Origin of the sequence: Kroppenstedtia guangzhouensis (assembly GCF_014637345.1) — a bacterium.
Classification (GTDB): Bacteria; Bacillota; Bacilli; order Thermoactinomycetales; family DSM-45169; genus Kroppenstedtia; species Kroppenstedtia guangzhouensis.
Genome location: NZ_BMEX01000002.1, coordinates 1 through 18,734, shown reverse-complemented (window position 1 = coordinate 18,734; position 18,734 = coordinate 1). Strand labels below are relative to the sequence as shown.

Here is an 18,734-nt window from a genome sequence, read left to right as displayed (position 1 = left end):
AGAATTGCGGTCAGGTTCATTTTCGTATATAATGCAACTAAAGTATAGAATACTATAAAAAGGGAAGTGACAGATAATATAAAAATCCAAGATATTATTGTAAGGTAATTTTAATCACTGTGGATTCCGACAGCGACTGGCCAAATAAGGGGGAGGATGCATCTAAAGGCGTATCTTACAAAGAGGTGATTCTATATGCATCCCATTCAGATGCCGATTGGCGAATTATTGCGCAACAGAGCCCAATTAAATCCATCTTTGGAAGCGTTGATCGGCCCGAAACGGCGGTTTACATACCTGGAATACGATCAAATCACCAACCAAGTGGCACATTACCTTCTTCATCAAGGTATTCAAAAAGGGGACCGCATCGCCCTGTTCTCGGAAACCAATGTCTTGTTTCCTCTTCTGTATCTAGGTGCGGCCAAAATCGGAGCCATCGCGGTTCCTGTCAATTGTCGCTGGAGTCCGGATGTCATGGAGTGGTCGATTCAACACACCGAACCGAAATTGATTTTTTTTGATGATGCTTACCAATCTCTTGTGGAATCGTTACATACTTCCGAATCGATCCCCACCGTGAAAACTTCGTATTTTCAGGACTTGGATCCGCAATTTGAAGAGGAACTCCGCACCTGGCCCGTTTCTGCTCCCGATGTGAAAGTGGACAGCGAGGATCCGGTTTCTATCATCTTTACCTCAGGTACGACTGGGAAACCAAAAGGTGTGGTGATCACTCATCACAACTTATATGCAGCGGGTGTTTTTACCGGGTTCTCCGCGAAAAACCGGAAGATTGGATTTCGCTTTCTCTACGCTACACCCTTGTTTCATATTTCCGCAACCAGTGTAATCGGCTATCAGGCTTTAGGTGGGTATACCTATGTTTTTATTCCCCAATTGGAACCCACTTTGCTTTTGGAAACAATTGAAAAAGAACAGATCAATTCCACTTTCTTACCTCCAGCGTTGCTGAACATCATGCTCCCTATGTTCTTCAACAGTGAGCAAAACCTAAGTTCCCTGCAGGATATCGCCACAGGGGGCTCCCCCCTGCCACTTTCTCTGATCCGGGACTACGAATCGATCGGCTATCATCTGCTCCAAGTTTACGGATGTACGGAAAACACTGGCACCCTCACCTTGTGGGACTCCAGTATGGGTTACGATACCAGTGACTCTGTCGGGAAGCCCGTCTTCAGTGAAGTTAAAGTGCTCGACCGGCACACCCGTGAAGAAGTACCCGCTGGGGAGATCGGGGAGCTAGCGGTTCGTGGGCCCACGGTGTTTAAAGAATATTGGAGGAATCCCGAAGCGACGGAAAACGCTTTCCATGAGGGATGGTTTTTGATGGGTGATGCGGTGCGGATGGACGAGAATGGATTCATCTATGTAGTGGATCGTTATAAGGATGTGATCTATTTCAGCGGATTGGATGCGATCTATCCGAGCCAAGTGGAAAAGGTCCTGCAACAAATGGATGAAATCTCTGAGGTTTCCGTGGTCGGCGTTCAGCATGAACGATGGGGGGAATTACCCTGCGCATTTGTTGTGCGAAAGCCGGAAACCGATCTGACAAGGGAACAGGTCCTGCAATTCGCCCATGACAGAATGGAGAAGCAGAAATTGGCTGATGTCATCCTTGTCGATCAACTGCCCAAAAATGCGACCGGAAAGGTGGATAAAGGGAAATTAAAAGAGATGTACCAGCCTTCGTCTTCTTCACTATAAAACAAAGATAGGAGCTTTCCGCTCTCTTTGTTTTACAGCTATACTCTTGATGGGGTGGATGTCCGCTTCATCGGACGGCTGTTGGGGAAGCTTCGGCAAGTTTGAGGACTTCGTTTTTCTCGGTTCCCACGGGTCGGGTATAACCGATTACGAGAAAGTATTGAGCGCCAATTGCTGCAATTGTTCACTGGATAGCTTTTTTAAAAGCCCAAGGTCTTGCGACCCAAGGTGTTTTCAAGTTCGACCATCCGTTTCTCTTGTTCCTGTGAATGTTTTTTTCCCTTTCCTTAGCTTTTTAGATTTTGCTTTCCTTTAGGTCTTACCAGTTCCGTCATGTTTTCCCGCGTTATTGCTTTGAAACACTTGCAGGCTCAGTTAGACCGCTAGAAGCATTGTGAAAAAGCCGTTCACAGGGAGGGTTGGCTTTCACATGGAGCGATTTTGGATCGTCAGAACAACGAAAAGGTCATGTGAAACCCAATCCCGACCGACTCTCCAGCCAGCACTAATTCACATCGCTTCTAATGTGGTGGTCATCTTCTCTTTTGATCCCGCCAGTAACTTTTTGTGTTTTGATTATAATCAACTAAACGACGGATAGCCCGCGATTAGATCATGAAGTTGAAGGCGAGATCCAGAATAGATTTGTAACACATTTACTGAGCTACTTAATATGCTTCATAAGATGAAGATTAAGCGAAGTTTCCCATCCACAGGTTAGACTGGGCTGCCGTATGAGTCAAAAAACTGTCCCATAGTCGGGATGGTTTTTTTTGTATATGGTCACCGAAAAGGCTTAAATCCCAGCGTTTTTGAGGGACTCTGCTCAAGAAACACTGAATCAAAGGGGCTGCAAAGCCTCTTTTTTTGCCTTTTTGGGTATCCGGTGAGGATTGGAAAACCAATAAGGAAAAATTGTCGGAGAAGGAAGGATTTCGGATATCTATGTCGAAATTCAATAAGGAGTCATCAAAAATTTTCAACAACAGAGGTGGTGGTAATGGATGCGGCTCAGTATGCGACCCGACTGTTGGAGGAGGCGATCAATAGTCGGGCATCGGATATCCATATTGAACCCAGGGAAGAAGAGCTGTGTATCCGTCAACGGGTGGATGGGTTTTTGATTTCCGTCGATTCGTTGCCCCGGGAGGATATGTATCCGCTGGTTTCCCGGATCAAGGTGATGGGTCATCTGGATATCGGGGAGAAACGTCTGCCACAGGATGGAGCGTTGACTGTGACCCATCGGGGGGAACGGGTGGATGTACGAATCTCCAGCATGCCGACGTTGCACGGAGAAAAGCTGGTTCTGCGGTTGCTGCGCAACCGGCCGGAGCGGATGACCTTGTCCGAGTTGGGGATGGGAGAAGAAGAAAAAAATCGGTTGGAAGGGGTGATCCGGCGCCCTGGGGGATTGGTTCTGGTCACGGGACCGACGGGTTCGGGCAAGACGACGACCCTCTACGCCATCCTCCAGGATCTGAACCGGGAGGAGTTGAATTTGGTCACTTTGGAAGATCCGATTGAATTTCAACTGTCCGGGGTGAATCAGATTCAAGTGAATCCCAAGGCGGGTCTGACCTTCGCCCGGGGACTCCGTGCCGTGCTCCGCCAGGATCCCAACATCATCATGGTGGGAGAAATCAGGGATGAAGAGACATCCCGAAGTAAAATGAACCATAATAGGACCGTCCAGGACAAAGCATACACGAATTGTTCACGAATCCCATTAAAGTGTTTGTCTTCGGAAAAGCAAAGAAGTCGGTAGGGGGATATCAGATTATACCCCTACCGGCTTTTATCGATCAATAAGTCAAGTTCAAATACAGATTTCATGCATATTTCCAACCCAGAAAAAGACGACATTATTCACTTAGACAAGGATGTGTGAATAATGTCGTCACTAAGTCACTGGTTTATGTGTGGATAGGGTCTCCATCTGGTTTGAAAACTAAATTGGTGTGAATAGGGTCTCCTGCGATCTTTATCGGTTTTGAATCTGTATTCACAGACCCAAGGGAAAAGACAGCAACTGCTATCAACCATAGTAACCCAATTTTTCTATACTTCATCATAGTATTCCTCCTTTTGATCTTGTAATTCAAGTTCTAGTTGTACAATATGAGCTGCACATGTTGCAAATGCTTCTTGATCTGTATTTTGCAAGCATTGAGCCAAACGGATTAAAGCTGCATGTTCTCTCTTCTTCAACTGATGTTTTTGAACAATACCGATTGCCTCTTTGTAATAGGATATAGCTTCTGGTTTTTTATCTTGTTTGGCAAACAAATCACCCAAGACAATGAGTGCCAAGCTTAATCTCCTTGCATCATTTAATTCCCTCCCTAAAGAAATTGCCTTATTCAGCGCCTTTGTCGCCTCACTCCAGTTTTCTTCCTGGACATACAAGATTCCTAGATCAGTATATGTTTGAATGAATACGTTTCTGTATTTGAATTTCCCTTCTAATGTCAAAGCCGTTTGAAAGCATATTTTAGCGCATTTCAACTCGTTTGAGTGGAGGTATGCGCTTCCCAATGCAGACCAAAGATCAAAGAGACGGTTATATTGATTATTCAACCTAGCAATCTTTATTCCCTCTTTAGCAAAATGAATTGCGTCATCAAACTGTTTCTTTCTCCGAAGCAGGATGGAGCGTAATTCATAAAGTGACAGTATAACTTCGATACTGTTTATTTCTGATCTATATGACCACAAATCTTCTACCAAATTAAATGACTCTTCTATACGTCCCGCTTTTTCGAGATAAATCGCTTTATTGCTCATTAAAATATATTTGTCATGCTTCCGCTCGCCGTTTTCATCGAAAACTTCCAGTCCATTATCTGTATACTTGATAGCTTGGTCTAAGTCGTTTTCGAAATAACTTATTATACTTAATTCATTGAAGCTTGAAGCAGATAAATTTTTTTTCGGCTTTTCTGAATGATGGACTTCTCTTTGTAATCGAATTGAATCGTTGAAATTCCTTTCTGCTTTTTTCCAATCGTTGTTTTTGATATAATACCTTCCTTTTAGATAAGCAATGACTGCTTTAGAATAATCTTCTTTCTTTTCGGCTTTCTTTATTTCTTTAAATGCTTTCTCCAGGTTTCCCGAAGCCAACATGGTCTCGATCGCATCCAATTTGAGTTCAATCTCCATTTCTTCTGCTTGTTTGTCAGATATTAAAGCCGCTAGTTGTGTAGAATCCAAACCAAGTTTACCAAGCAAAAGTCCAACCTTTTCCGAGTTGTGGGACTCTCCTCTTTCAATTTTACTTATAGTTGATGGAGAAATATTGGAATCCGCCAGATCTTCAAGTCTGAGTTGTCGATCTTTCCTTATTTTTCGAATGACATCTCCAGCCTTTTTTACATCCAAGGGATTTATGAGATTAATGATAAACACTCCTTGCTATATATTCATATATAGAATAATACAATTATTCATGCGATCCAAGTATGTATTTTTCTTGTGTCAGTTCATTTTTTATTACAATTGTTATGTAAACGGATTTTATTACAATTGTTATGTAAACGGAGAAAATTATAAAGGAAATTTCCGAAAAAAAGACTGCTGAGATATTCTCAGGATACAATTGCACGAAAGAATGTGATAATTATTTTATTTTGACAAATTTTTATAATGTGATAAAATATTTTCTGAAATAAACCCATTCTTACCAATATCGTTTAATGTCGTTGATACTGCATTGATACTGCAACAAATTTAATATATACTAACCGTCAGGAACAAACGTTCGATGAAAAATGAAGTTGAAACCAGTTGGAGGGAGATAAATGAGAGGTACAACGATATTGAGAAAGCAAGAAAAAAACACCCTCTCCCGTTAGGAACGAGAAGGAGTGGAGAAAAAATAAAGTCCAAAACTATTTTACAAAAAAGAGATAGACTAAGCAATATTGATCAACAATTTATCGAACGGCTAAGAAGAGTTGCCGATCAATACAATATTAAGGATGTCAATCTTGAATGCATTATTGAGAAATTGCATTGTTTAAATGGGGCTGAAAAGAAAGTATCCAATTTGTTATCTAAGTGGGCAGATCGATAAAGATAGAATATAAAAAAGCGATGTTTTGCCATACGGCTACTGTCGCTTTTTATTGTTGATCTTCTTTTTTTCATCTTCTTCATCGTTTAGCAAGAATGCATCAATAATCCTTATGATCCTCTTTTTTTGTTTATCGGTTAATTCTCGTCCCTGATAAATAAGTGTTTTATCTCTTAGATCGGTACTAAGGTCAATTTCTTTGTTGTCTTTCTGCTCAGCAGAACTATTGACATCCTCATCAATGTAACCAGCATTTTTCATCATTTCATCGTATGGAATCCTTAAAGCCTTAGATAGTTTTTCTATTGTTCCTGGTTTCGGAATACCTCTTGTCCCATTTTCGATTCGGGAAATCAATGAAGAGCTTACCTTTGAATACATTGAAAGCTGATTTATTGTCATCCCTTTGGATTTACGAGCCTTTTTTAGATAGTCCCCAAAATCAGTCATTATATTCACCCTTTGAAATACTTATTTTCATTCTATAAACAGCATTGCCAAATGGCAATTAGGGAGGGATTATTCTTGGATAAAGTATTGACATAAGTCAAAATCAAGAGTAAAATTGACTTATGTCATTGACATAAGTCAATGAAAGGGGGTATGTGAATGCAGATCATGATCAACAAACAATTTATTTTTGACTATATGGAGAGAGAAAACATCAAGTCGATGAACTACCTGGCACGGGAAATTGGAGTATCAGAGGCAAGTTTGAGCAGAATTATGAATGGTAAACGGAATCCTGGTCATAAAGTGATCGGTAAAATGTTACTTTATTTCGGAGTAAGCTTTGAAAGGCTTTTTTCTTTCGAAGGTTCATTGACAAAAGTCAATAAAAGCGTTGAAAAAGTTGTATGAAGCGAAATTGATGTTGTGATGTAGTAAAGACTCAGTTAAAACTGTTTCGGATTATCGGTTATCGGAACGACCTACTAAGTAATCGAGGGACACTCCGAAATAATCTGACAAAGTAATAAGTCCGTGATAGTCAGGAAATCGATCGCCACTAGCATAGTGTTGAACGGCACGAACGCTTATCCCGAGCAAATTTGCAATGTCTTTATAACTTGCATTTTTCTCGTTTTTTAACTCTTTAAATCGGTCCTTGAACTCAGCCATAAAAATACTCCTCAAAAATATTGACATGAACATAAAGTTCATATATCATCATCTTACGAACATTTAGTTCGTAATAGATAAGGGGTGGTGATGTGACAAGACTAAAACATATTCGGCAACAAAAAGGACTGACTCAACAAATAACTTCAAATTTGTTGGATATAAGCTTGCGACAATATCAATTCATTGAAGCAGGAAAAAGAAAACCCTCTTATGAGGTGCTCTGTAAGCTCGAAGAAATCTTTGGCCTGTCCCATCGGGAACTGTTGGCGCAGAACGATGGGACAGGTGAACCCAAATGTCATCAAGCTTAAATTGTACTTGTTAATTTGCTGTCTTTTCATACAGCAAATGAGATGACATTTCATTCATTATAGCACTTTTGATCAGTTGTGAACCACTTTAAAAAATCACACCAAAAAGGGTGGTGGGGAAATGTCAGCGGTATTTGCTATTCGGGTACAAACAGGACGAGAAGTGGAAGCGAAGCAGTTGCTTCAGATGGTGCTGGATCGGGCCGGGGATAAGATGGTAAAGTCTGTTTACGCCATGGAATCCATGACCCAAGTACTTACTGATGCGCAGGAAGAAATACCGTCAGAACTGTCTCAAGAAGACATTCCCCACCACCTTCATTTGAAACGCTTGAACGAATATCTCAACAACTTGCGTACAGCATATACGGAGTTAAAAAGGTCGAAATCATCGGTATCCTTAGATGATTTGGAATCATCGTACAAGGAGAGTATTCGACAGATCCAATCCCTGATCCAAAAACTTAGGAAGAAGGTGAAGGGTCGCATGAGAAGCGTCTTACCGGGATACATCTTGGTCGAGTTGAACGTCAACTACCACACCCTCCCGGCCCAACTGTGGCATCTCATCAAAAGTGTGCCCAAGGTGATTGGGGTTGTCTCTCGGAATCATATTCCCAAAGATCAACTGGAACATTTTTTTGAGATTGCAGAAGTGGAACGGGAAACGGAAGTACAAGTGTCCTTGGAGGATGAAATTCACTCGGTGGAAGATCGAGTGCGGGAACTTTTGCATCAGGCGAATACAACTGCTGATGTAAAAGAGAAAAAGCAACGGTTTGAAGCCGTTGAAGAAGATCCGAAGACCATGGTTGAACGGGTGAACGACATTAAGGAAAGTGTTCGACCCAACAACCGACTGCAACGACTGATCCAACGTTCGAAAGCCTTTGTCCGCCGTGGCAAAGAAACTTTTGTGCTTCCTATTCGCCTAATTGAAAAGATCCGCAATGATAAGGAAGCTGCTCCTTACTCTGAGTTGAGCGTGAACGAACTCATTTCAGGGATCATCGGAATCCTGCATCGTGAGGTGCAGGTGGAATGATGGAAACCTACACCGGGAAGCTCCGCAAAATCATCTATCGGAACGAAGATTTTTTGATTGCCTCCTTAGTGAGCGATCAAGAAATGACGATCAAAGGATCCATATATGGAGTGGAGCAGGGCGAGGAATTAACGGTTTACGGCCAATGGGAACACCATCCGAAGTTCGGGAAGCAGTTAGCGGTGGAGCGTTGGGAACGTCCGATCCCGCAGACGGAAGAGCAAGTGATTGCTTTTCTGGCATCGCCTTTGGTCAAAGGATGCGGAGAAAAACGGGCGGTTCAAATTGTGGATCATTTGGGACCCAATGCGTTGCAACGGATTACAGACGAGGGAGAAGACTGTCTTCTGCCGATCAAAGGTATTGGCCCACAGAAAGCGCAAAAAATCGTGGGTAGTGTGAAATCCACCTTTGAGGTTCAACGCATCATGGCGGAATTGCTGGTGTATGGGATCACCGCCAATATGGTGACGAGGTTGTATAAAGAATACGGATCAAACACCGCTGAAGTAGTGAAATCGAATCCATACAAGTTGACGGAGCTTAAACTGATTGGCTTTCTGAAGGCGGATGAGATCAGCAAGAAGATTGGAATTTCCCCCTTGTCTGGTCATCGGATCGATGCCTGTGTGGACTTTGTCCTCAAGGAAAAGTGTTTCAATGGAGGACACTGCTATTTGCCGGAAGATGAGTTGATACAGGAAACCCAGCGGATTCTGAACCACAACACGGACAAGAAAGTCAGTGTGGAAGAAGTGGCTCAAAGTTTGTACCGTTTGGAAGATAAGAAACTAGTGATGGAAGACGGCTGTGTGTACCCCAAATACCTATACCAATACGAAAAAGAATTGGCCCGGAAACTCTCGGAAATGGGAGGTTCCAGGGAGGGCGAAGCTATGCCTTCGATTGAAAAGCGGGTTGAAACGCTTATCAAGGCATACCAGATGCAGCATAATATCGTCCTGGCGGAAAAGCAACGGGAAGCCATCCGGACATTGTTTCAGGAACAAATCATGATTTTGACCGGGAATCCTGGTACAGGGAAGACGACCGTTATCCGGGCCATGTTGGACATCTACAAGCAAATGTACCCAGCTCATGAAGTGGCGTTGGCCGCTCCTACCGGACGGGCTAGCCGGAAGTTGGCTGAAGTGGCGGGGCATGAAGCGTCCACTATCCACCGGTTAATTGGGTATCGGGCGGGTGAAGAACCGGATTTCAACGAGAGTTGTCCGTTACCGCACCAATTGATCATTGTGGATGAAATGTCTATGGTGGATGTGCCATTGGCTTCCCTTCTGATGAATGCCGTCCGAATGGATGCGAAGGTGCTTTTTGTGGGGGATGTGGATCAATTACCGTCAGTGAATCCGGGGAATGTGTTGAAAGACATGATTCAGTCCGGCTTACCCAGTGTTAAGCTTACGGAGATCTTCCGGCAGGCGCAGGAAAGCCAAATCATCACCAATGCCCATCGTGTCAATCAGGGACTGCCGCTTTTGATCGATGAGAGTAAGTCCGACATGTATTTCATTTATCAAGAAGATCCGGAAAGGATAGCACAACTGACAGTCCGGAGTGCTTTACGATTCAGGGAACTGGGATATGACACAGCAGACATCCTGATCCTCAGCCCCATGAAGAAGGGCCCCATTGGAACCCAAAACTTGAATGAAAGACTGCAACAAGCCTTGAACCCGGCTCACCAGACAAAGAAGGAATGGAAGGTGAAAAAGGTTATCTTCCGGGTAGGAGACAAGGTGATCCAAACCAAAAACGACTATTCCAAAGATGTTTTCAATGGGGATGTCGGGATGATTAAGGATGTTACCCAGGTGACTAATGATGAAGGGGAACGGGTGGATGTTCTGGTCTGCGACTTCATGGGAAAGGAGGTGGTTTACCCCAAAGAAGAACTTTCACACTTGCAGTTGGCATATGCGATTACAATTCACAAATCACAGGGTGGGCAAGCTCCCATTGTGATCATTCCGGTTTCGACGAGTCATTACATCATGCTGGCCCGGAACTTAGTTTACACAGGGATGACACGGGCAGAGGAAAAGCTCGTATTCATCGGTACAAAGAAAGCCATGAATATTGCAATTAACAATGATAAGATCAGTCAGCGGAACACTCGGCTAGCCCAGCGGATTTCCGTTATAGAGACGGTGGAGGCTGGCAAAGTAAAAACCTATCTTAAAGGAGCGATTTTCAAATGAATAAAACCGAACTGATTGAGGCTGTGGCAAAAGAAACTGGTAAAAGCAAAACGGAAGCAGGTCAGATCGTTGATGTGGTGCTGGGTCAGATTGCAGGAGCTTTGCAACGTGGGGAGAAGGTTTCCCTATTCGGATTCGGTAACTTCGTGGTACGGGAACGGGCGGCACGGATAGGTCGAAATCCGAAGACAGGAGAAGTGATTCAGATCGATGCCTGCCGGGTTCCGGCATTCAAGCCCGGAAAACAATTAAAAGAGGCAGTCAATGGGTAGGAATCAAAGACGGCGTCCTCTATAAGGGGGACGCCGTTCTTTTTCGCATAAGACAAAGCAGTCCGGCGGGAGGTCGGGCTGTTTTTTGTTGTGCGAAATGAGAAGAGTTGGAGGGATAGGCATGTGGATTCGCATGATCTACCGAAGTGGCCTTGGAAACCAGTCGGGATATACCGTATGGGTGAGGGATCGAGTGCATTTCCAGAGGTGGTTAAAACAACGAAATATTGCTATGGAACACATTTTGCGGTTGTGGGTGGACGAAGGACAGGGCTTCAAGGAGGAAGTTAAGGGTGTTGCGTAGGATCAGCCGTGAGCCCATTCCGGAACACTATCCAAACGGAGGGGATCGAAATAAAGCAATGTAGCCTGTGTGAGCTTGAGGCGCAAATCGAATCGGTTAACAAAAAGACTGGGGATGAGTATTGCCACGACTGCACCCGGTTTATCGCAACATTTCAATGGCTTTTCGGAGAACAGGAGGCGGATGAGCGTGAATAAGTTCGGTCTGATCGTGACCTTCGACAGCGAGGAAGCAGTCAAGCTAGAAATTGAGGTAGGCGATGGCGGGGAGAAGGTTATGGCCAACTTGCCAGCGGCTATTCGCAAGCTGGCAGATAATTTGGCGGGCATGATCGAGAAGAGCGGGAACCTTTTTGAGGAGGAAACAGAATGATCAGATGCACCAAATGTCAGGGCGAGGGCTGGTATAACGTGCACAATAACGAAAAAATAAGGGATTTGAATGACTTCCGTATCGGAATCATTTACGAGATTGCGAAACTGAAGTACAGGATAAAAAAAGGAGAGGTATAGACTTGTGTCAGGACAGGACTCATACAAAGAAGTGAAGAAAGGGGGTTGATGTCTTGATAAGTCCATGTTAGACTATTGATAAGTTCCCTAGGCGAAGCCTAAGCAAATGTATGTAAAATAATACCAATCCGTAAAAAGCCTTTAACGAAGGGCTTTTTTTAGTTTTCCCACTCCGGGGATTGTCACCTGAAGCAAAACAGTGACAATCCCTTATTTAGTTCCCAAAAAGGAGGTGATGTCACGATGAAAATGGTGGATGAAGTCGAAGCCATTGCCAAGGTTAAGTTGAATGGAGAAAAAACTAAATGTGATTACTATGTGGGTCAGGTGCTTGAGAATACAGACCCATCAGGGAATCGATCACTTTCGTATATCAAGGAGATCAAGTCGGTCAAAAAGGAAGGGGATTATCTGAAAATCCATGTGATTTCTGTACCGATCCATATGCTCAAAATCAACAAGAAGAAAGAGCTGTGACCCAGAGTCATCTATCAGACCGATTCTGGGTTTTTGAATGCAACAAAGAGCAAGGGGGAGCCTCGATGGATCTGAAACAAGCGTTAAACCAAGCTGAACTCAAGGCCAGACAGCGGGATTCGAATCTTGCAGTGAACCTTGAGCAGGTAGCAGCAGAAGAAAAGAAAGCCAATGAACAAGGATTTACAATTGTTAAGAGACGGAATACAAATAAGGCAGGGTTTGTACAATCCATTAAAGAAAACATCGGAATGCTTGTACGAAATAAATATTTGACTAATGCAGAATTGGCTTTTGTGTATTCGCTTCATGAGTTGGTTGAGTTGCATAGTAACGCGATTGTGGATCCTGAAACAGGACAATTTTTAACAGTTTCGGAAATCGCAAGGACTCTCAAACGCAATGTCAAAAAGACTAGTACGATGATTAACGATTTAATCGATAAAGGGATCATCTACGAGTTTGTAAATGTCCACGAACTGAAGGAGTTTGGAAGAGCTGTTTCGGAGCGTCCTTTCTTCATGAACCCTGAAATTGTCTTGTGTGGAGATCGAAACAGGATCAATGCTACGTTATCTCGATTGGTGCTGATGAATGATCAATTTGAGAAAAAGAAGATTCCTCTCGCTTGGAAGTTATGGCTACATCCGAACGACGAATACGGAAAATTGTATCGGAGAAAAACTTACTTGAAGTACAAAAAGGGAGCGAAAAGACCATAGTGTGATTTGCTAAAAGCCAGTTATATCAAGGGGTAAGTGTCAAAGGGGGGTGTTCCCATATGGCGACACATGTGTTTCCATATGGGAACACCCTAAATCTCCAATAAAGCCTGTCATAACGGGCTTTTTCTCGATTCGGTCAATGGTGCCCTTTCTCACTCTCTATATATACAATCTCAGACTTTAGTCAGATGCTCCATTGAGAAAAAGGAAACCAGGACACTTTCGATAGGAGGAACCTTCCCTGGGGGAGCGAAGGATTAACTTTTACGTAGGCTGCTGGTACAGCAGAAGAAGCAAAGGGGGCTGAAGTAGAGGAAACGGTGGGAGGTATGCATTTCCCTTGTTCTGTCCCTTTCAGCCCGACTGGCTGCTCATTGGGGCTGATGGAAGGGAAATGGGGAAGTGGACTGCGGCCCCTGCTGATCCACCCCTCAGCCCATGGGGGTTAAGTACGGAACCAATTGCATCCCATTACACCAGGGTTTATAGCACACCGGTAGGGGAGTACAGGGTGAGGCTGGACGGATTTGGGGACGGTGATCCGCGGCCTCCAGCCCTAAAAGTTAGCGCTGGGTATCTCGAAGCTCTGACATGACTAGTGTATGCCCATGAGGGTTTTCAAAGTGAAATGTCCAAAAGGAGCGGATAAAAATGTTTGAACTGATCGGTTTTGTCATGTTGGTGTCTGCTGTATCTGTTGGCTTACTCACTTTCGCCGGATGGGCATATGTAAAAGCGGTTGAGGATTACGAAGAGGTGTCAGGCTGATGTGGTGCCGGTACTGCAAAAGCAGGCTCCCGAATCGGCATGTGTCCGTTCATGAAGGGGCGGTGGTTCTCCGGCGGTTCTGTAGCACCGATTGCCTAGAAGGGTTTGTGATACGAAAAGTGAAGCGGGAGGTGACGGGTTGACGACGCAACTTACAGATATCCGCTGTCGGCTGTATTCGGCGGCGTGGGAGGCAGTGGAGGCCCGGCACAGTTACGGGCCGAATTCTGAACAGTACCAGGCGGCCCGAGAGAAAGCGGACAAAGTGCGGGCGGTATATAGGAAGATCCATAAAAAAGTATATGGGGGGGATGACGGGTGACATACGTCGTTGCCATATTAGCGGTGCTGGTAGTGATTTTGATAGCTTGGGTCATGTTTCTTCACCATGAGATGGCAAAGCGGGTTGACGAATGGTGCAAGCATGAAAACGAATTGAGGTTCATTTTCCGGGCGATGCATTCTAAGGGGATAGTGTCGACATGGGACAAAAACAACTTTATATAACAAAAACTTAGGGAGGTTGAACAAGTGAAGAAGTATGGGGTGACGGTTCGATACGCAGGCGATCTAGTCGGTGATTTTTTTTTCGAAGCCGAAACAGCAGAGAAAGCTTGTCTAATGGCTATCGAAGAAGCAAAATTGGTAATGGGCGGGGGAGAGTCTGACGGTGAGTTTATCTGTGTACCGGTGATTTGGGAATAACGGATGCGGCCATATGGCCCCTCCGGGCCTCCACCGGGGACCGTGGGATCGGGGACGAACCGAGTAAGATGGTAACCCCGCAAAGAATGGAGGGTGATGATGAAGCAGGCGCAATTGTTTTATATACTTTCCCCCACAGTCATTTACAACGGCTACTATGCGGTAGCTGAGGAAGCGGAACAAGCATTAGAAGTGTTTAAAAAGTGCTGGAAAGAAGTCGCTTATTGGACTGAAAAAGAGCGGGATATTACGTTGAACGATTTGGTTTTAGTAGAAAAAGAAATCTTTCTACCTAATTCTTCTCAGAAAGCACCTCGATTTTTAAATACCTACGTGGGTCTCGTTGATATGGAGATACTAAAGTATTTCCATCAGCCGACTTACTTTGGAACAGGTTGGAGATCTGGGCCGAAAGAGATCCCAGAAATTTCCCTTTCTCGAGAAGCGTGGTCTGTCTACAGCTATGACTATGACGCTCAGGGATGGATTGCGTTCCAAGCTGACGATTTCCAAAGCGGCGTGAAAGTACGAGTAGATGGTAGCAGAGTAGTTTGGATGTACACGTACGAAACAGACACGATATACAACGAAGTATATAAAGAGAACACAGATGAAGCGATAGGATTTGCTCTATCGATAATACGTGATGCAAAAAAACTACGGGAAAAGTACAGAAAGATGTAAGGAAAAAAGAGGGGAGACCCGGGAAGAAGTGTGCCGAAGGTCTGGAGCATCTTTGTGAAGCGTGTGGCCGAATGGGATATGGATATTCCGATCTGTATCCGAAGTCAGAAAGGAGAATTCACCTTGGTGAAGAGGTTTGCTGGAGAAATAATGGATTTGTTTAAACCATCTCCTGTAATCGTCTTTTTCTTCATTGTTCCCTTGATGTTTTCGATTGTTCTAGTAGATTTAGATCACATACAAAATCTCGGAAGGGCTATTTTGTTTGGTCTTTCCTATCCAGTGGTAGCAATGGTTTTAGCTTTAGTTGGTACGATCTGTTTTCAGATCATGTTCTGGATTCTGTTTCTCCCCATTCGTCTGCTGTTTTGGCCTTCAGGACAAGAGAAGTGAGGCCGCTGATTCAGCAGGAGTGGAGGTGGTTGAATGAAAAAGAGGGTGCTGGTCACTGCTCTGGTTATAGTTTTGATTCTTATTGGAGTGAAGACTCTTGTCGTATATGCTTTTGATCCTGAACTGAAGGCAGCGAATGATCGATTCTATTTTACCTACGTTGCTCGATCTGATTGTTATACCTTCGGAGAAAGCGGCGTTGATGGGTGGACTTGCCCAGAAGTTGAAAAAGAATGGGAAAAGGAAGTTGATGAGCTTCTGGTGAGCTTCAGGAAAGCCTTGAAAGGGGAGGGGATCGCCAGGTGATTGAAAAATTGCTCGAAAAACTAGTGTCGATGGTGTGTTTTGCTCTCGTTTCATGGGGAATTTATTGCTTTTTCGAAGGAATCACCGTTACCAACGATGTGCCAAGGGGTGTTTTCCTAGATTTATCCCCCTACTTTTGGGGATATGCGAACGGTAGCTTCTACCTGGGTGCGCATACTCTTGGAGCGATCGGGTTTTCTATGGTTGAATTGTTCAATGGAATCCCGGTGCCGACGATCTGGCCGATCGTTATTGGAATTTTTCTGTGGAAGGTGGCCGATGGGTCGCCGTTGTCCCGGACTGATGACCGCTATGCAGAGCGATGAGGGATTGGATTTCTATTAGCTAAGATCGATGTGTGGTTGATTAGGAAAATCTCTGCACCTGTTTTGAAGAAGTAAGGCGAAACGGCGGCCAGTACAGCCGCCGTCGTCCGGGGGTCGGCTTCCCGGGCCTGAATGAGCCAGCCGAGAAAGGATTGATTAACATGGGTGGAGTGGCTTTGATACAGGCGCAATGGCAAAAGACATGGTTCGAACAGATGGAAAGGGAAGGGAAAAAAGTGATTGTTGTAGATCCGAAGAGTGAATTAAAGAGTCAGATTTCGGGGCTCCAACCAGTTAAGAAAGGGTGATGGAAAATGGTATGAAAGGCGCGAAATCGTGGCCGGGATCGTAGTCACCGTCCTCCTGTAGTCGGCCCGCCAGGTCTGAATGAACTGGTAAAGATCAAGAAAAAGAGAATCCAAGGAAGTTCACTCGATTTTCTGGAGTTCATTCGCACAGGTGAAAAAAGTTGAAAAAGGGGGTTGATGCCCTGTTAAGTCCGTGTTATACTATTGACAAATGCCTCGGGCGGAGCCTAATCTTTAAAATGGAAAATGATTCCAAAACCTATAACGAAGGCTTTTTTTAATTTGCCTGTATGGGGATTGTCACCTGAAGTGGGGGTGATGATCCCTGTTTTCTTTTCCAAGAATAATTTTGGGAGGAAAAAGATATGGAAGTGGTTTTGGATGAATTGAGTATGCTTTTGGTGTATCTTTTGTTGATCGTTCTCTTCCTTGTGTGGACTTGATTCAAAAAGGAGAAATTGCGAAACCGAAGGAGGTGATGAAGATCGAATGGACAACACATATGCTATCCGGCGCGGTTGCTGGGTATGTAGTCACGTCGGATTGGAAAGGGGCCATGGTGGGAGGAATCGCCGGAGTGCTTCCCGATCTGGATGAGCCAAAATCCAAGTTCGGGAAGGGACTCCCGTTTGTGTCTATCCCGCTGAATAAACTGTTTGGTCACCGGACATTGACACACTCGTTGCTGTTTGCGGTGTTGGCGGGACTATCACTCTGGCCCTTCATCGGTCAGCCATATGCTTTTGCGGCAGTCCTTGGAATACTGGCGCATGTAGCAGGAGATATGTTGACCGGGCGTGTACAGGTACTATATCCGAAAAGGAAATGGGTTGGAATTTCTGTATCGCGATTTGGCTTTTTTCTCATAGATCGTTTCGTCCGAATTGGCCTTATTTTGTGGGTTTTTGTTGTAGTAGGTCAAAACATTTTGATGATGAGATGAAAGTTGGTCATGTAGCGTAGCAAGAAAGAATACAGTACAAGGAGGATGAAAAAAATGGAGACGGCCCAAAAACCGGCGGGGGCCATGGCGACTAACCAAAGATCCCAGCCGATCCAAGACCGTCACTCTGGATTGTATCATGACCCAATGGGAAGTAGTCAAGAAATTCCTAGCTGGGTACGTAAAGGTCACACACGAAAGCCGAATCGGGTTGTTCGAGCAATCTATGTTATTTTTGACTTGATTGCTGATTTCGGCCCAATGGTATCTTGGATATTTCGCTTAATCAAAAAGACAGTAGTGGGCACGTGGGGCTTACTCGCGAGGTTTTTTCTTGGTATAGTGAATGTCGCTATTTTGGCCGGCATCCTTTTCGTCTCTGTGGGGCATTCGCATGACATGCTTATCCGGGCGGGGATGTCTGGAATCGCGGCGTGGGTCTTTGTCGGAGTGTGGGAGACGGTATTTATCTATTGCAGTGTAGTGATTGATAGTTCGTATCGGCGGGGGAAAGAGGTCGGTTGGGCGGCTTGGACAGGCTTTGTGATGGGTTGGCTCTTTGTAGAAATCTCAAATATCATGGGGATGGCTGACAATTGGCTTGGAAGAGCGATTGGACTTTCTACCCCTGTTCTTCTCCTAGTTATGAAGAAAGTATTTCAAAAGCAATTTGGGAAGGATTCGAAAGCGAAAGCGAAAACAAAGCGATCTTCTTGGTTCTCTTGGTTTTTCTCTAACCAAAAAGACGCTAAGGCGGACACGGGGCAAACTGATACCGGGGATACTCAGCAGATAGACCAGTCGTTCGTGAAAGAGATCCCGGCTCAAGCTCCTATAGTAGAAAAAAGGATACGGGAAGAGGATAAGGATTCAGTCCAAGAACATGAAAGGGGAGTACAGAAGAAAGAATTGGAGGCACCGATCACTTCTTCGGTCAGTTCAGAAAATGAGAAAATGGCTAAAGAAGCGAAATCTGAAACAAAACAAAAGAAAGAGAAGAAAGAACCTATAACCCTGTCTGATAAGCGATTGGAAAAAGAACGAGTTAGGGAAATCGGTCGGAGTATGTGGAAGGAAGAAGGGGAACCGCCGGGGAGGAAACGGTTAAAGGATCGTGCAGAGTGTGGAGATAACATGGCAAAAAACGTAGCAGCAGAATTGAAAAAGGAATATGTTAAGGAAGTTGCTCATGGGATATGGAGCGATACAGGATCACTTCCGGGAGTTGAGCAATTGAAAAAGGAAGCTAAATGTTCGATAAATGTAGCGAAAAGTGTATTGGCGGAACTTGAAGGGAAGGCAAAAAGAAAAGTAGGTTAATTTATCAAGGGTGAGGTGGGCGTTGCCTATCTCACCCTTTTTTTGTTTTCACTAAGGGTGAAGGCTATCCATCCGGTGCCCACCGGGTGGTGGGTGGTGCCCAAGGTGGTGGGTGGTGCCCAAGGTGGTGGGTGGTGCCCAAGGTGGTGGGTGGTGCCCAAGGTGGTGGGTGGTGCCCA

At 44.5% G+C, this 18,734-nt stretch carries 22 protein-coding genes, 1 other RNA gene and 1 pseudogene; 21 read left to right on the top strand and 3 right to left on the bottom strand.

The window, feature by feature from the left end; translation table 11 throughout:
- The first annotated feature begins 195 nt into the window (after positions 1-195).
- Together IEV46_RS02610 and IEV46_RS02605 are read left to right on the top strand one after the other, a co-directional pair.
- Positions 196-1,731: a class I adenylate-forming enzyme family protein gene (locus IEV46_RS02610; RefSeq protein ID WP_188429609.1), complete on the top strand. Its 1,536-nt coding sequence runs from the start codon at positions 196-198 to the stop codon at positions 1,729-1,731.
- A 1,000-nt stretch (positions 1,732-2,731) separates the two neighbouring features.
- A complete protein-coding gene (locus IEV46_RS02605; protein ID WP_188429607.1) occupies positions 2,732-3,499 on the top strand; it encodes a GspE/PulE family protein in 768 nt (255 codons plus the stop codon).
- Between the two features lie 293 nt (positions 3,500-3,792).
- Here IEV46_RS02605 and IEV46_RS02600 read toward each other — a convergent pair whose 3' ends face one another.
- Complete coding sequence (locus tag IEV46_RS02600) at positions 3,793-5,142, bottom strand: helix-turn-helix domain-containing protein (protein WP_188429605.1); 1,350 nt, start codon at positions 5,140-5,142, stop codon at positions 3,793-3,795.
- 355 nt (positions 5,143-5,497) lie between these two features.
- Here IEV46_RS02600 and IEV46_RS02595 point away from each other — a divergent pair, with 355 nt between their 5' ends.
- Complete coding sequence (locus IEV46_RS02595; RefSeq protein WP_188429603.1) at positions 5,498-5,809, top strand: hypothetical protein; 312 nt, start codon at positions 5,498-5,500, stop codon at positions 5,807-5,809.
- A 36-nt stretch (positions 5,810-5,845) separates the two neighbouring features.
- On the opposite strand, the gene IEV46_RS02590 is transcribed toward IEV46_RS02595, so the two are convergent.
- Positions 5,846-6,259: a helix-turn-helix domain-containing protein gene (locus IEV46_RS02590; protein WP_188429601.1), complete on the bottom strand. Its 414-nt coding sequence runs from the start codon at positions 6,257-6,259 to the stop codon at positions 5,846-5,848.
- 159 nt (positions 6,260-6,418) lie between these two features.
- On the opposite strand from IEV46_RS02590, the pseudogene IEV46_RS02585 reads away from it, so the two are divergent.
- Positions 6,419-6,648 (top strand): annotated as a pseudogene (locus tag IEV46_RS02585) (helix-turn-helix domain-containing protein).
- Positions 6,649-6,721: 73 nt separating this feature from the next.
- Here IEV46_RS02585 and IEV46_RS02580 read toward each other — a convergent pair.
- Positions 6,722-6,931, bottom strand: coding sequence for a helix-turn-helix domain-containing protein (locus IEV46_RS02580; RefSeq protein WP_188429597.1), 210 nt, complete (start codon positions 6,929-6,931; stop codon positions 6,722-6,724).
- Positions 6,932-7,023: 92 nt separating this feature from the next.
- On the opposite strand from IEV46_RS02580, the gene IEV46_RS02575 reads away from it, so the two are divergent.
- The 17 genes from IEV46_RS02575 to IEV46_RS02500 all read left to right on the top strand — a co-directional run bounded on the left by IEV46_RS02575 (position 7,024) and on the right by IEV46_RS02500 (position 18,555).
- Positions 7,024-7,245 (top strand): helix-turn-helix domain-containing protein, encoded by a 222-nt coding sequence (locus IEV46_RS02575; protein ID WP_188429595.1) that lies wholly within the window; start codon positions 7,024-7,026, stop codon positions 7,243-7,245.
- Positions 7,246-7,366: 121 nt separating this feature from the next.
- Positions 7,367-8,290: a transcription termination/antitermination NusG family protein gene (gene nusG, locus IEV46_RS02570; protein ID WP_188429593.1), complete on the top strand. Its 924-nt coding sequence runs from the start codon at positions 7,367-7,369 to the stop codon at positions 8,288-8,290.
- Positions 8,287-10,512: an SF1B family DNA helicase RecD2 gene (gene recD2, locus IEV46_RS02565; RefSeq protein WP_188429591.1), complete on the top strand. Its 2,226-nt coding sequence runs from the start codon at positions 8,287-8,289 to the stop codon at positions 10,510-10,512. Before nusG ends, recD2 begins: the two co-directional genes overlap by 4 nt.
- The gene (locus tag IEV46_RS02560) at positions 10,509-10,784 is read left to right on the top strand and encodes an HU family DNA-binding protein (protein WP_188429589.1); all 276 of its coding nucleotides are present in this window, start codon (positions 10,509-10,511) and stop codon (positions 10,782-10,784) included. The genes recD2 and IEV46_RS02560 overlap by 4 nt, the downstream gene beginning before the upstream one ends.
- Positions 10,785-11,277: 493 nt before the next feature.
- A complete protein-coding gene (locus IEV46_RS02555) occupies positions 11,278-11,460 on the top strand; it encodes a hypothetical protein (RefSeq protein ID WP_188429586.1) in 183 nt (60 codons plus the stop codon).
- Positions 11,457-11,600, top strand: coding sequence for a DUF6710 family protein (locus IEV46_RS18565; RefSeq protein WP_373284536.1), 144 nt, complete (start codon positions 11,457-11,459; stop codon positions 11,598-11,600). Before IEV46_RS02555 ends, IEV46_RS18565 begins: the two co-directional genes overlap by 4 nt.
- A 243-nt stretch (positions 11,601-11,843) precedes the next feature.
- Entirely contained in the window at positions 11,844-12,077 is a 234-nt protein-coding gene (locus tag IEV46_RS02550) for a hypothetical protein (protein ID WP_188429584.1), read from the top strand.
- Between the two features lie 65 nt (positions 12,078-12,142).
- Positions 12,143-12,799 carry a hypothetical protein gene (locus IEV46_RS02545; RefSeq protein WP_188429582.1) on the top strand — a complete coding sequence of 219 codons (657 nt, stop codon included), beginning with the start codon at positions 12,143-12,145 and terminating at the stop codon, positions 12,797-12,799.
- A gap of 910 nt (positions 12,800-13,709) precedes the next feature.
- A complete protein-coding gene (locus tag IEV46_RS02540; protein WP_188429580.1) occupies positions 13,710-13,892 on the top strand; it encodes a hypothetical protein in 183 nt (60 codons plus the stop codon).
- A 209-nt stretch (positions 13,893-14,101) separates the two neighbouring features.
- On the top strand, positions 14,102-14,275 hold the full coding sequence (locus IEV46_RS02535) for a hypothetical protein (RefSeq protein ID WP_188429578.1): 174 nt from the start codon (positions 14,102-14,104) through the stop codon (positions 14,273-14,275).
- Between the two features lie 99 nt (positions 14,276-14,374).
- Positions 14,375-14,959, top strand: coding sequence for a hypothetical protein (locus IEV46_RS02530; protein ID WP_188429576.1), 585 nt, complete (start codon positions 14,375-14,377; stop codon positions 14,957-14,959).
- 30 nt (positions 14,960-14,989) lie between these two features.
- Positions 14,990-15,352 carry a hypothetical protein gene (locus IEV46_RS02525; RefSeq protein WP_188429574.1) on the top strand — a complete coding sequence of 121 codons (363 nt, stop codon included), beginning with the start codon at positions 14,990-14,992 and terminating at the stop codon, positions 15,350-15,352.
- 33 nt (positions 15,353-15,385) lie between these two features.
- The gene (locus tag IEV46_RS02520; protein ID WP_188429572.1) at positions 15,386-15,658 is read left to right on the top strand and encodes a hypothetical protein; all 273 of its coding nucleotides are present in this window, start codon (positions 15,386-15,388) and stop codon (positions 15,656-15,658) included.
- Positions 15,655-15,984, top strand: a complete 330-nt coding sequence (locus IEV46_RS02515) for a hypothetical protein (protein ID WP_188429570.1) — start codon at positions 15,655-15,657, stop codon at positions 15,982-15,984. Before IEV46_RS02520 ends, IEV46_RS02515 begins: the two co-directional genes overlap by 4 nt.
- 74 nt (positions 15,985-16,058) lie before the next feature.
- An RNA gene (locus tag IEV46_RS02510) (hammerhead ribozyme type II) lies at positions 16,059-16,131 on the top strand.
- Between the two features lie 639 nt (positions 16,132-16,770).
- On the top strand, positions 16,771-17,235 hold the full coding sequence (locus IEV46_RS02505; RefSeq protein WP_188429568.1) for a metal-dependent hydrolase: 465 nt from the start codon (positions 16,771-16,773) through the stop codon (positions 17,233-17,235).
- Between the two features lie 54 nt (positions 17,236-17,289).
- Positions 17,290-18,555: a hypothetical protein gene (locus tag IEV46_RS02500; RefSeq protein WP_188429566.1), complete on the top strand. Its 1,266-nt coding sequence runs from the start codon at positions 17,290-17,292 to the stop codon at positions 18,553-18,555.
- Positions 18,556-18,734: the final 179 nt, after the last annotated feature.

What these genes read in the sequence shown, in the direction of transcription:
- IEV46_RS02610 (WP_188429609.1), top strand. Translation starts at nt 196, where the DNA reads ATGCATCCCATTCAGATGCCGATTGGCGAATTATTGCGCAACAGAGCC.
- IEV46_RS02605 (WP_188429607.1), top strand. Translation starts at nt 2,732, where the DNA reads ATGGATGCGGCTCAGTATGCGACCCGACTGTTGGAGGAGGCGATCAAT.
- IEV46_RS02595 (WP_188429603.1), top strand. Translation starts at nt 5,498, where the DNA reads ATGAAAAATGAAGTTGAAACCAGTTGGAGGGAGATAAATGAGAGGTAC.
- IEV46_RS02590 (WP_188429601.1), bottom strand. Translation starts at nt 6,259, where the DNA reads ATGACTGATTTTGGGGACTATCTAAAAAAGGCTCGTAAATCCAAAGGG.
- IEV46_RS02580 (WP_188429597.1), bottom strand. Translation starts at nt 6,931, where the DNA reads ATGGCTGAGTTCAAGGACCGATTTAAAGAGTTAAAAAACGAGAAAAAT.
- nusG (WP_188429593.1), top strand. Translation starts at nt 7,367, where the DNA reads ATGTCAGCGGTATTTGCTATTCGGGTACAAACAGGACGAGAAGTGGAA.
- recD2 (WP_188429591.1), top strand. Translation starts at nt 8,287, where the DNA reads ATGATGGAAACCTACACCGGGAAGCTCCGCAAAATCATCTATCGGAAC.
- IEV46_RS02560 (WP_188429589.1), top strand. Translation starts at nt 10,509, where the DNA reads ATGAATAAAACCGAACTGATTGAGGCTGTGGCAAAAGAAACTGGTAAA.
- IEV46_RS18565 (WP_373284536.1), top strand. Translation starts at nt 11,457, where the DNA reads ATGATCAGATGCACCAAATGTCAGGGCGAGGGCTGGTATAACGTGCAC.
- IEV46_RS02550 (WP_188429584.1), top strand. Translation starts at nt 11,844, where the DNA reads ATGAAAATGGTGGATGAAGTCGAAGCCATTGCCAAGGTTAAGTTGAAT.
- IEV46_RS02545 (WP_188429582.1), top strand. Translation starts at nt 12,143, where the DNA reads ATGGATCTGAAACAAGCGTTAAACCAAGCTGAACTCAAGGCCAGACAG.
- IEV46_RS02530 (WP_188429576.1), top strand. Translation starts at nt 14,375, where the DNA reads ATGAAGCAGGCGCAATTGTTTTATATACTTTCCCCCACAGTCATTTAC.
- IEV46_RS02520 (WP_188429572.1), top strand. Translation starts at nt 15,386, where the DNA reads ATGAAAAAGAGGGTGCTGGTCACTGCTCTGGTTATAGTTTTGATTCTT.
- IEV46_RS02505 (WP_188429568.1), top strand. Translation starts at nt 16,771, where the DNA reads ATGAAGATCGAATGGACAACACATATGCTATCCGGCGCGGTTGCTGGG.
- IEV46_RS02500 (WP_188429566.1), top strand. Translation starts at nt 17,290, where the DNA reads ATGGAGACGGCCCAAAAACCGGCGGGGGCCATGGCGACTAACCAAAGA.